The sequence below is a fragment of the Pseudalkalibacillus sp. JSM 102089 genome, from assembly GCF_041366475.1.
In the GTDB taxonomy this organism is placed as follows: domain Bacteria; phylum Bacillota; class Bacilli; order Bacillales; family Guptibacillaceae; genus Guptibacillus; species Guptibacillus hwajinpoensis_B.
Map to the genome: position 1 here is coordinate 232,471 of NZ_JBEWYW010000004.1, position 11,977 is coordinate 244,447.

General features: G+C 39.3%; 12 protein-coding genes. 9 read left to right on the top strand and 3 right to left on the bottom strand.

Annotated features, from left to right (window positions below; translation table 11 throughout):
* The first annotated feature begins 148 nt into the window (after window positions 1-148).
* The 4 genes from ABVF21_RS11815 to ABVF21_RS11830 all read left to right on the top strand — a co-directional run bounded on the left by ABVF21_RS11815 (window position 149) and on the right by ABVF21_RS11830 (window position 4,352).
* A complete protein-coding gene (locus tag ABVF21_RS11815; RefSeq protein ID WP_371018239.1) occupies window positions 149-1,804 on the top strand; it encodes an AMP-binding protein in 1,656 nt (551 codons plus the stop codon).
* Window positions 1,805-2,019: 215 nt separating this feature from the next.
* Complete coding sequence (gene cccA / locus ABVF21_RS11820; protein ID WP_194219525.1) at window positions 2,020-2,382, top strand: cytochrome c550; 363 nt, start codon at window positions 2,020-2,022, stop codon at window positions 2,380-2,382.
* 141 nt (window positions 2,383-2,523) lie between these two features.
* Window positions 2,524-3,234, top strand: a complete 711-nt coding sequence (locus ABVF21_RS11825) for a tRNA (adenine(22)-N(1))-methyltransferase (protein ID WP_371018279.1) — start codon at window positions 2,524-2,526, stop codon at window positions 3,232-3,234.
* Window positions 3,231-4,352 (top strand): Nif3-like dinuclear metal center hexameric protein, encoded by a 1,122-nt coding sequence (locus ABVF21_RS11830; protein ID WP_303530568.1) that lies wholly within the window; start codon window positions 3,231-3,233, stop codon window positions 4,350-4,352. The genes ABVF21_RS11825 and ABVF21_RS11830 overlap by 4 nt, the downstream gene beginning before the upstream one ends.
* A 35-nt stretch (window positions 4,353-4,387) precedes the next feature.
* Here the strand turns inward: ABVF21_RS11830 and ABVF21_RS11835 are convergent, their stop codons facing one another.
* Both ABVF21_RS11835 and vrrA read right to left on the bottom strand, forming a co-directional pair.
* Window positions 4,388-5,332: a 4-hydroxy-3-methylbut-2-enyl diphosphate reductase gene (locus ABVF21_RS11835; protein WP_303530570.1), complete on the bottom strand. Its 945-nt coding sequence runs from the start codon at window positions 5,330-5,332 to the stop codon at window positions 4,388-4,390.
* A 93-nt stretch (window positions 5,333-5,425) separates the two neighbouring features.
* Complete coding sequence (vrrA, locus tag ABVF21_RS11840; protein ID WP_303530571.1) at window positions 5,426-6,034, bottom strand: VrrA/YqfQ family protein; 609 nt, start codon at window positions 6,032-6,034, stop codon at window positions 5,426-5,428.
* Window positions 6,035-6,401: 367 nt separating this feature from the next.
* On the opposite strand from vrrA, the gene ABVF21_RS11845 reads away from it, so the two are divergent.
* Together ABVF21_RS11845 and ABVF21_RS11850 are read left to right on the top strand one after the other, a co-directional pair.
* Complete coding sequence (locus ABVF21_RS11845) at window positions 6,402-7,679, top strand: DEAD/DEAH box helicase (protein ID WP_194219529.1); 1,278 nt, start codon at window positions 6,402-6,404, stop codon at window positions 7,677-7,679.
* A 152-nt stretch (window positions 7,680-7,831) separates the two neighbouring features.
* A complete protein-coding gene (locus ABVF21_RS11850) occupies window positions 7,832-8,725 on the top strand; it encodes a deoxyribonuclease IV (protein WP_371018241.1) in 894 nt (297 codons plus the stop codon).
* 26 nt (window positions 8,726-8,751) lie between these two features.
* Here the strand turns inward: ABVF21_RS11850 and ABVF21_RS11855 are convergent, their stop codons facing one another.
* A complete protein-coding gene (locus ABVF21_RS11855) occupies window positions 8,752-9,012 on the bottom strand; it encodes a DUF2624 family protein (protein ID WP_194219531.1) in 261 nt (86 codons plus the stop codon).
* A 204-nt stretch (window positions 9,013-9,216) separates the two neighbouring features.
* Here ABVF21_RS11855 and ABVF21_RS11860 point away from each other — a divergent pair, with 204 nt between their 5' ends.
* The 3 genes from ABVF21_RS11860 (at window position 9,217) to ABVF21_RS11870 (ending at window position 11,977) form a co-directional block, all read left to right on the top strand.
* Window positions 9,217-10,083 (top strand): YitT family protein, encoded by an 867-nt coding sequence (locus ABVF21_RS11860; RefSeq protein ID WP_371018242.1) that lies wholly within the window; start codon window positions 9,217-9,219, stop codon window positions 10,081-10,083.
* 79 nt (window positions 10,084-10,162) lie between these two features.
* Window positions 10,163-10,963, top strand: a complete 801-nt coding sequence (locus ABVF21_RS11865) for a lytic transglycosylase domain-containing protein (protein ID WP_303530574.1) — start codon at window positions 10,163-10,165, stop codon at window positions 10,961-10,963.
* Between the two features lie 237 nt (window positions 10,964-11,200).
* Complete coding sequence (locus tag ABVF21_RS11870) at window positions 11,201-11,977, top strand: metal ABC transporter ATP-binding protein (protein ID WP_194219533.1); 777 nt, start codon at window positions 11,201-11,203, stop codon at window positions 11,975-11,977.

The following is an 11,977-nucleotide window of genomic DNA, read 5'->3' on the forward strand; positions in this document are numbered from 1 at the left end:
GAACCCCATTAACTAGTTAATTTTGGTTCAAGTCGTAAAGGAGCCAAAACCAACACTGATTATTAACTAAGTAAATACCATGGTCCAGAAGAGAAGAAGATGATCTCTTTATCTCTTCTGGGTTCTTAATGATGATAGGAGTGTTACTATGACGAATTTGCTTCATGAGACGATCGGATCGATGCTCGAAAGACAAGTGGATCAGTTTGGGAAAAAAGAAGCTGTCGTCTACTCAAAAGAAAAAATTCGATTCACATTTGAAGAGTTCAATAATGAAGTGAACAGAGTTGCTAAAGCGTTGCTAGGGTTGGGTGTTACTAAAGGAGAGAACGTAGCAGTTTGGGCTACGAATGTGCCGGAATGGTTACTTTTGCAATTTGCCACTGCAAAAGTGGGGGCGGTCCTTGTCACGATTAATACGAATTACCAATCATCAGAGTTAGAATATGTCCTAAAGCAGTCAGAATCCACTCGTCTCTTTTTAATTGATGGCTTCAAAGGCACTTCTTATCCTGAGGTTTTCTTGCAACTTCAAAAAAGCAATGATCAACTGACTGGTGGGAAATGTGTGATAGCTGGCCTTCCATATTTGAAAGATGTTATTTATATTGGATCAGAAGAACGTTCTTCGTTCATGAATTGGCGAGATTTTCTCAAGGGAAGCGTATCGGTGACAGATAAAGCATTAGAAATGAGAAATGGAGAACTTGATCCAGACGATGTCATTAATATGCAGTATACGTCAGGAACGACCGGCTTTCCGAAAGGAGTGATGCTCACTCATAATAATATTCTCAATAATGGCTACCAGATTGGCCAATGTATGGAGCTCACTCATAATGACCGACTTTGTATTCCTGTTCCATTTTTCCACTGTTTTGGTTGTGTGCTCGGAACTTTAGCGGCTTTTTCTGTAGGAGCGACAATCTTTCCGATCATTGAATTTGAACCAGAACTGGTACTAAGAACTGTGGAGAAAGAAAGATGTACAGCACTTCATGGTGTACCAACGATGTTCATCTCCGAACTCAGTCTTGCTGAATTTGAATCCTATAATCTAAGCTCGTTAAGGACCGGCATAATGGCTGGAAGCCCATGTCCGATAGAAGTGATGAAAAACGTCATGAAAAGAATGAATATGGTAGAAATAACAATAGCTTATGGACAGACTGAAGCTTCACCAGTAATTACCCAAACAAGAACCAATGATCCGCTCGAGTATAGAGTAAATACAGTGGGAAGAGCCTTACCAGGTGTCGAAGTGAAGATAGTTGATCCCGTATCAGGCCTCGAGGTTCCATCTGACGAAGCGGGTGAGCTATGCACGAGAGGGTATCACGTGATGAGAGGGTACTACAACATGCCTGAGGCTACGAGTCAAGTGATTGATGAAGAAGGATGGCTTCATACTGGAGATATCGCTAAAATGGACTCAGAGGGGTATGTAGAGATTACAGGACGTTTGAAAGATATGATTATACGTGGGGGAGAGAATGTTTATCCCAGAGAGATTGAAGAATTTCTGTATACCCATTCGTCTGTTCAGGACGTTCAGGTTATTGGAGTACCAGATGAGAAATACGGTGAAAAGGTAGTAGCATGCATTCAATTAAAAGAAAAAGGAGCAGTTAATGCTGCCGATATTCTTTTATACTGCAAAGGTAAAATTGCAAGATATAAAGTACCTGCACACGTCTTCTTTGTAGATGAGTATCCAATGACAGCTTCGGGGAAAATACAAAAATACAAGTTACGTGAATCAGCAGTTGAATGGGCAAACCTTAATTCAGAAATATCCAAATAAAAATAATTGTTGGCATCAGTGATTGTGCTGATGCCGTTTGTTTTATTAAAAAAATTTGCTATGATAAGTATAGAGTGAAATCAATGACAAATATGTGATTTGCCTCGCTTCCCCTTTTCTTTCATAGCGTTTTCAAGTAAAATAAGTTATGATTTGTTTACTCTTACATAATTGGGGAAAACGATATCAGCGAATCGGTACAAGGAGGAAAAGAAATGAAAAAGAATCCGCTTATTCCATTTGCATGGACGGCAGTTATCGGATTAATTCTCATTATTGGTGTTTCTTTCTGGGCATTGCAACAGGGCGGCGAAGAAAGTGCTGAAGGTGAAGGCGAGAAGCAAGAACAAGCTGAAGCAGCAGCACCAGAAGATATTTACGCTCAGAACTGTGCTTCCTGTCATGGCGGTGATCTAGGCGGCCAGGTTGGACCAGCTCTAAATGCTGTTGGCGGAAAGTACTCCAAAGATGAAATTCTCGACATTATTAATAATGGTAAAGGGTCGGGAATGCCAGCTGGAGTTATTCAGGGAGAACAAGCTGAAGCAGTAGCTCAGTGGTTATCTGAGAAAAAATAAGAAGGAAAAAAGCTTTCTGTGAGAACAGGAGGCTTTTCTATTTGTATGTCAATTAACCTTTCTAGAATGCAAATTCTTGTTAGCTTGCATGCAGAGAGGGTAAACTATAGAAAAGAAAACTGGATAAGTAGTGGTGAAAAAATGAACGATAAATTATTATCTGAACGTTTGAAAATGGTTGCGAATTTTGTTCCAGAGGGAAGCAAAGTGGCTGATATTGGATCTGATCATGCCTATTTGCCATGTTATTTGATGAATCATCAACGTATTACTATGGCAATTGCCGGAGAAGTGAACGAGGGTCCATACCAATCGGCTATCAAGCAAGTTAAGCGAAGCGGATTCACCAATGAGATAACAGTACGTAAGGGAAACGGCCTTGAAGTCATCTCGCCTGGAGAAGTGGATGTGATTACAATCGCAGGAATGGGAGGACAACTCATACGGGATATCTTGCTAGGCGGAGTAGAGAAGCTAGAAGATGTGAAGCGGCTAATCTTACAACCTAATGTTGCGGCACATCTTTTACGTGAACGGCTTGCGGATTTGAACTGGGAACTTGTCGATGAACGGATTCTTGAAGAAGATGATAAAATTTACGAAGTCCTTGTATTTGATGCTGGCAATGGAAAGCAACCCTACGCTGGAATGGACGGCAAAGAACTTCAAAAGAATTTACTTGCAGGCCCCTTTCTCCTAAAGGATAGAAATGAAGCGTTTATGAAAAAATGGCAGGTTGAATTAAAGAAAAGAGAACGAATCTTACAGTCTCTTACAAATACAGAAGGTGTTTCTGACAAAGAAGCGCAGGTAACGAATGAACGTGACATTATTAAGGAGGTAATCTCATGAGCAAGATAGCTTCAGCTCAGGCGCTTATTCAAGAATTTGAGTCCTGGTCAAAAAAGAAGTATGCCGAAAATGGAGATCCAATTGGTTTGCAAATCGGAAGCTTAAACAAAAAGGTTAAAAAGGTAATGACCGCGCTTGATGTTCTTCCCAACGTGGTAGACGAAGCAGTTCGAGAAGGGGTAGATTTAATTATTGCCCATCACCCCCTCCTTTTCCGTCCTCTTAAGAAAATCAATTTGGATACAGAACAGGGGAAAATGGTGGAGAAGCTAATTAAAAATGACATCACTGTTTACGCGGCACATACAAATTTAGATGTTGCCCCTGGCGGTGTAAATGATATGCTCGCGGATGCATTAGGACTACAAGAAACGAGCGTTCTTGTTGAAACATTTCAACGAGAACTAAAGAAAATAGCTATATTCGTTCCAATTACACATCAGGAACAAATTAGAACAGCTCTTTCGAAATCAGGAGCAGGGTTTATAGGCGAATATAGTGATTGTACATTTACTTCTCAAGGAACTGGCCGATTCAAGCCCACAGTTCAAGCGCAGCCATTTATTGGTGAATCAGGAGAGTTAGAAGCTGTTCAAGAGGTGAAAATTGAAAGCATTTTTCATGGAGATCAACAAGCGAAGGTTTTAAATGCTGTTAAAAAGGCGCATCCTTATGAAGAAGTAGCTTACGATATTTATCCTTTAGAAAATGAACCAGAAAATCTTGGGCTGGGAAGAATAGGTCATCTTGATGCAGAAATGACATTAGAAGATTTTGCTGATTATGTGAAAGAAAAGCTTGGCGCAAGTGGTGTTAGAATTGTAGGAGATCTTACTTCTAAAATAAAAAAAGTTGCTGTGTTAGGTGGAGACGGTAATAAATTTATTAGTGCAGCTCGATTTAGTGGAGCAGATGTATTTGTATCAGGTGATATTTATTACCATGTAGCTCACGATGCTATGATGGAGGGGCTCCAAATTATTGATGCAGGCCATAATATTGAAAAGATTATGATTGAGGGTGTACGGGAAAAATTGCAGGCTTTTGTAGAAGAGAAAAATTTTGATACGGTTATTATGTCTTCACAAGAAATAACGGACCCCTTTCAGTTTAGATAAACAAAAATCCCGCCTAAAAGTAGGCGGGATTTTTGTTATTTTTTCACTTTCACTTTAGGGAGAATTTTAGAAGAAGGAACGTTTAGCTCACGAGTCCACGTTTCTTCGTTGTCAGGATCATATTGATCAAGAAAACGTATCACTTCTTTTGTAATCGGAGTTGGTGTAGAAGCACCTGCAGTTACTCCAACTGTTTCAACACCTTCAAGCCATTCAAGCTTTAATTCAGAAATATCCGCAATCCGATAGGCTGGTGTGCCAGCAACTTCAATGGATACTTGGGCAAGTCTATTAGAGTTGTTACTCTTAGGATCTCCAACCACAAGAACTAAGTCAGTATCACCAGCTTGTTGGGCTACGGCTTCCTGACGAACTTGAGTGGCATTACAAATTTCATTATGAATAACCGCGTGTGGATAACGTTCCATTGCTTTTTCTATAATTTCTTGAACATCCCACTGACTCATGGTCGTCTGATTTGTAATAATGATGTTATCAGAATCGATTTCAAGTTCGTCAACTTCTTCAGGCTTTTCAACAAGATGCACAATATCAGGAGCAATCCCCATCGCACCTTCAGGCTCAGGGTGGCCTTTTTTGCCAATATAAATGACGTGATAGCCCTCTTTTTGTTTTTCGCGAATTAAATCATGTGTCACTGTTACATCTGGACAGGTAGCGTCAAGTACAGTAAGGCCTTTTTTCTCCGCTAACTCTCGAACTTGAGGTGAAACACCATGTGCAGTGAAAATGACAGTTCCTGATTCTACTTTTTCGAGAATCTCCATCCGATTTGGTCCATCAAGTGTAATGATACCATCATCTTCAAATGCATCTGTCACGTGTTTATTATGAACGATCATCCCGAGTATAAAGATCGGGCGCGGTAATGTTTTATCTAATGCGGCATTTCGTGCAATTACCATAGCATCGACAACACCATAGCAATAACCTCTTGGCGAAATTTTAGTTACTTTCATCGAGTACCTCCTCAACCCAAATACGGATTGTTGTATAACTGATCTTACTTAATTATAAAGGAGATTCCGAGATAACTCAATGAATCACGATGTTCATACATAGAGTTTCGGTTTAGACTTGATACTGATTTCATTTGAGCTTGTCGTTTTTGTTTTTTTCTTGGCTTTTACCCCTGTGGGCTTCTTAGTTGGTTTTTTCTTTGGAGTTTTTTTCTGCTTTTTCGGTTTTTCTTCGACTTCATCCTCTGTTTCATCCTCTTCACTTGACCCTGAAGACTTCTGATATTCCTTAAACAAAGCAATCATTTCTGGGAGCTGCTTAACCATTGGACCGTATTGTTGCACCATTGGTTTAATTGTATCAGCAGCCTGCATCACTTTTTGAACATTTTGGATCATTCCCATCATATCCATGCCACCCTGTCCGGCACCCGGAAGGATTCTAGAGAGCATGCCGGCTTGTTGGGGTAAACCTGGGATGGCACCTCGTTGCATGGCTGGAAATGCTCCTGGAGGAGTCGGGAGTCCCTGACTTCCTTGAGGGGCGCCTCCTCCTAAAAACCTGGATAGCAGACCGCCGCCACCTCCTGTTTGCTGAGGCTGTGCAAATCCTGGCCCAGGACCTTGAAACCCTCCTCCGGAAAATGGAAAGCCCATACCTGGACCCGGACCACTTTGAGGGGAGGGAGGAAATTGATTCATGTCTTACCCTCCTTATGATAACTTGACCATAATAAGCTCTTGGTATTAATAAGGTATGCCGCAAAAATAGAAGGTGTGAGAATAGAGATTAATGGGCAATACAAGTAATGAGAAGTTTTATGAAGTGAAATTAGTTAGGGAATCGCTTTACTTTTTATAATGGTGTTCTACGATTCAACCTTAAAGTTTCTGTTGTTCTTGTTCGGCGACTATTGTAAACGTGTTGCGAAATTGAAAAACGATCACTTTCACCGAATTTATGGCTTTCTAAAATAAATAAGATGATCGCTCTTTCCTTAACGTATGGCGCTTTGAGCAAAAATGTTCTATAATACAAGTTGGATTAATGGATGGAGGAACAATAATAATGAAACACTTTGATAGATTAGGGCTTAAGCCTTTTTTAGTTGATGCTCTAGAAGCTCAGAAATTCAACAGACCAACCGAAATACAGGAGAGACTGGTCCCAGCGATACGCAATGGTGACAGTGCGATCGGACAATCGCAAACAGGATCAGGCAAAACGCTTGCTTTCTTACTCCCACTTATTCATCGAATTGATAGTGGATTAAATGAATGTCAGGCTGTTATTACAGCGCCTACGAGAGAATTGGCCGATCAAATTTACAACGAATCGTTAAAATTGATCTCTACGCTTCCTGAAGAAGAGGCAATTTCTATTAAAAAGGCTGTAGGTGGAACTGATCGTAAACGTATGATTAGTCGTATGAAAAACACACCACATATTGTCATTGGAACGCCGGGGCGTATTAAGGATCTTGTTGAAGAGCAGGCGCTAAGCGTTTTTCCTGCAACGATGCTTGTTGTTGATGAAGCGGACCAAATGTTGGACATGGGATTCATTGAAGATGTAGACTATATCGCATCTCGAATGGCTAAACAACTACAAATGCTTGTGTTCTCTGCAACTATTCCAAAGAGCTTGCAGCCATTTTTGAAAAAGTACATGGACAATCCTAAATTTGTAGAAGTGAATGCAGAACAGGTGACGGCTGATAAAGTAGAGAACATTTTTATTCCTGCGCGATATAAGGAGAAGAAAGAGCTACTTTTGAATGTGACTAAGGCAATTAATCCTTATCTTGCTCTTGTCTTTACTAACACTAAACAAACGGCAGATGAAGTGGCTGACTTCCTTATCGAAAATGGCCATAACGTTGAAAGACTTCATGGAGGTGTTCAAGCACGTCAGCGTAAACAAATTATGAAGAAAATCCAGGAAGCTGAATGTCAGTATGTAGTCGCAACTGACCTTGCTTCAAGAGGGATCGACATTAAGGGCGTTTCACACGTGATTAACTTCGAACTACCAAAAGATCTGGATTTCTATATTCACCGAGTAGGACGTACAGCAAGAGCGGGTCACGATGGAATAGCGTATACACTGGCAGAACCATCTGATCAACAAGCTATACAAAAGCTATCTTCAAAAGGCATTAGCATCGAATACAAAGAAATTAAAAATGGTGAGTGGGTAGAAGCTAAGCCCGTAACTCCAAGAAAAAAGCCTACCTCATCAAAACCTGAGGTTTTTGTACCTAAGCCTAAGAAAGTAAAGCCAGGCTATAAAAAGAAAATGCAGCAGGAAAGAGATCGGATTCAGCAAAAGCGCGGTCGGAAATAATTTAAAACCCTCTTATGACAGAGGGTTTTTGTCTGCTTAATCATTATGAGAGAGCATGTGTTAAATATACTTTTTCAATCGACATCATTAGATGGCAGGTTAGCAAAAAGATATAATAAAATGATGAAGTGAAAAGGGAAGGATTGAAGATAATGTTGAAAATAGGCTCACACGTTTCAATGAGCGGTGATAAAATGCTTCTCGGAGCAAGCGAAGAAGCTGTTTCATATGGCGCTACAACTTTTATGATTTACACGGGTGCACCTCAGAATACGAGGCGGAAAGCGATTGAAAAGCTTAATATTGATAAAGGTGCGGCCCATATGAAAGAGCATGGTATCAGTGACATCGTTGTCCATGCGCCATACATTATTAATATTGGAAACACTACAAAACCTGAAACCTTTCAGCTCGGAGTCGATTTTCTCAGATCTGAAATAGAGCGTACACATGCTCTTGGTGCTCGCCAAATCGTGCTCCATCCTGGTGCTCATGTAGGTGCTGGGGCAGATAAAGGAATTCAGAAAATTATCGAAGGATTAAATGAGGTGTTAACAGCCGATCAAGAAGTTCAAATCGCTCTTGAAACAATGGCTGGTAAGGGTTCTGAGTGCGGAAGGAGCTTCGAAGAACTAGCTCAAATCATTGAGGGTGTTACACATAATGAAAAGTTATCCGTTTGTTTTGATACTTGCCATACGCACGATGCAGGTTATGATATTGTTCATGACTTTGACGGAGTTCTAAATGAATTCGACCGAATGATCGGAGTGGATCGGTTAAAGGTGCTTCACGTGAATGATAGTAAAAATGAGCGTGGTGCGTCTAAAGACCGTCATGAAAATATTGGGTTTGGTCACATTGGCTTTGATGCACTTAATAAAGTGATTCATCATCCTCAATTGAAAGATGTTCCTAAGATCTTAGAAACGCCTTATGTAGGAGAAGACAAGAAAAATAAGAAGGCGCCTTATAAATTAGAGATTGAAATGCTTCGAAATCAAAATTTTGATGAAGATTTAAAAAGTAAAGTAATGTCTGTCTAACAAAAAACCGCTTAAGCGGTTTTTTGTTATTGGGTAAGAAAAGAGAGAATTAACTTGTTTACGCGTGACGCCACCGAAGGACTAACTTCACGACTAATTTTCATTAATATACGTTTTCGTTGCGTTTGGTTAGCGATATCAATATTTTCTTGTTTTAAAATTTGCACAATTTTCTTTGCATCAGTTGCTGAAAGTGTAATACCATATTGGTTAGATAGTTGAAGCAATTCCTCTGTTGTAATTCGATTCAATTTAAAATTTACAAGTTGAAGCTGTATTGGATTCATCACGATGCCCCCTTTGCCTATCTCATACTATGCACACAGTCCACGATGGTGTTCGCAAAAGAACATTCTAAACTTTTAGGATCAGGTTATTTTATTATCGTTTTCTTGAGTTTTGACTCATGACATATCGTGAATGAGCCAATAGACAATTATGCTCTTTAACATAAGCTTCAAAGAAATAAGAGACATACTTTGGAGGGTCCCATGGAAAAAAAACAGCATAGGAAAGAAAGTAAAACGCATTTAATTTATAGACTTTTTATGATTATGATTGGCGCTTTTCTCGCTGCCGCAGCCATTGAATTATTTTTAGTTCCAAATCAGTTGATTGACGGTGGAATTATAGGGATATCCCTTATTTTAGATCACCTCACAGCATTTAATTTTGCTATTCTGGTTGTCGTGTTAAATCTTCCATTTATGTATTATGGTTATAAGCAAATTGGTAAGACGTTTGCCTTTTCAACATTATTTGGGATTATCGGGCTTGCTACATTCGAAACCTTTCTTCATCATACAGATCCATTTACAACGGAACCTATTCTTGGTACGGTTTTCGGCGGATTGACATTGGGACTAGGCGTTGGATTGGTGATTAGACATGGCGGTTCAATGGATGGTACTGAAATATTAGGGATTTTGTTAACGAAAAAAATTCCTTTTTCAATTGGCGAGTTTGTTATGTTTACAAACATATTTATTTTTACGTGGGCTGGATTTGTTTTCAGTTGGGAGAATGCGATGTATTCTGTAATGGCGTATTATATCGCTTTTAAGACAATTGATACGGTGATTCAAGGTCTTGATGAAACGAAAGCTGTATTGATTGTCTCGGATTTATACGAGGAAATTTCGAATGCTATTTTAGATCGACTTGGTAGAGGAACGACAAAACTCGTTGGTAAAGGTGGTTATACTGACGAGGAGAAAGAAGTAATATATGTAGTTATAACAAGGTTAGAGGTAACGAAACTAAAAAGTGTGATCTACGACATTGACCCTCATGCATTTATTACAATTATGAATACTCAAGAAACAAGAGGGGCGAAATTCAAATCTCCAATTCATTAGACTTCCTATACCGGGGGTCTTTTTTCTTATGGAATTGTAATGATTTATGAGCAAAATAGTAGAAAGGTTTGAGAAAAAGATGATAGGGTATTACCTTAACTGGTGCTCTTCAGCTTTATTAATACCAGTTGAAAAGGAGTGCAACACTATTAATTTTATTCAAAACAACATCAAAAAACCTCTGTCTATGATCACTGTAATTGTTCTAACACTTGTTCTAGCATTAGTCCTTGTACAATCTCATCTATTTAATGAGCAGGTGGCCGATGCTGAAACAACTGTCGGTGAATTGGATCAGAAATCATCCCAGAATGATCAGATGAAAACACAGACAGCTATTAGTAAATTAGAAAAAGAAACGGGTTACTCACTTGACCCAGACACAGTAAGTGTAGAAGAGTGGAAGCAGGCAAAAGCTTACTCTGAACAGTTCTATCAAGATAGTGAGGGGAAGTTTAGTAAGAAGTGGGGATTGTTCTTAACGTATCAGGCTATGAAAGAAGATATTGATCCTACAATCGTTTATGAGCTTCTGAAAGTTGAGACCGGAAATACGTTTGACCCTGAACTCATTGGGCCAGAAACAAAGTATGGGCATGCTTATGGGATGGCTCAATTCATGACAAATACGGCTCCGTGGATTGCAGATATGGCGGAGATTGATTATTCAGAAGACAAGCTATTTGACCCTTATTTTTCAATAACACTTTCCGTCACCTATCTTGATTATCTTTATGAAAAATATGAGAATTGGGATGAAGCTCTGACAGCTTATAACCGAGGTATCGGCGGATTGAAGGCTTATGTAGCAGAAAAAGGAACACCGAAAAGCAGCTATTCAGAAGAGATTCAGGAGATGGCTACCCTTCATGAAATGTAAACACAGCTAAAAAGCACCTTCGTTTCTTTCTCCGAAGAAGCGTAAAGATGGCCACAGCTTTCAAGTCTGAAAGCTGTGGCCATTTAGTGTTATGGAGGAACTTTTTATCCGATTTATGACCAATCAAATTACGGCTGGCTGATAGAATCTCATCAAGGAAATTTACAAATGTTTATCATATAAGGTATACTACATAATGTAAATCGTAATGATTCTTATAGATGGAAGGTTTTATTTATGGCAACTTCTCAAAATATCATTGATCTTCAGAATATCTCTTTTCATTATGGGGATGGATATGTTCTTGAAGACATTACTTTTTCTATTCCTAGTGGAGCATTTGTAGGACTTGTAGGTCCGAATGGTTCAGGTAAATCAACTTTAATTAAAATCATATTTGGACTATTGAAGCCTCAAAAGGGCCAAGTGAATATATTCGGCAAGAAGATGAATAAGTTTCATGAGTGGAGTAAAATCGGTTATGTCTCTCAGAAAGCAAATAGTTTTAATTCAGGATTTCCTGCTTCTGTATTTGAAGTCGTTTCAATGGGATTAGCGAGTAAACTTGGGTTATTCAAATTTATGAAAGCAACACATCGAAAAGCAGTTATGGAGGCTCTCAAACAAGTAGGAATGAGTGATTATGCATCAAGTAATATTGGAGAACTTTCTGGTGGACAGCAGCAGAGAGTGTTTATTGCAAGAGCGCTTGTCAGTAAACCAGAAATTCTTATTCTTGATGAACCTACGGTGGGGGTAGATGCTAATTCAACGAGTGATTTCTATGAACTTCTTGGTAAGCTTAATCAGGAGAATGGCATTACCTTGCTTCTTGTCACACATGATATCGGAACGATTACGGATAAAGTAACGCATGTGGCATGTTTGAATAAAACCCTTCACTTTCATGGTGAAACAAATGAATTTGAACAATTTAATGATCGTGAACTATCTGGATTTTATGGCCATCATGTTCACGTTCTAAGTCACGACCATGATCACGGAGGCATTTAG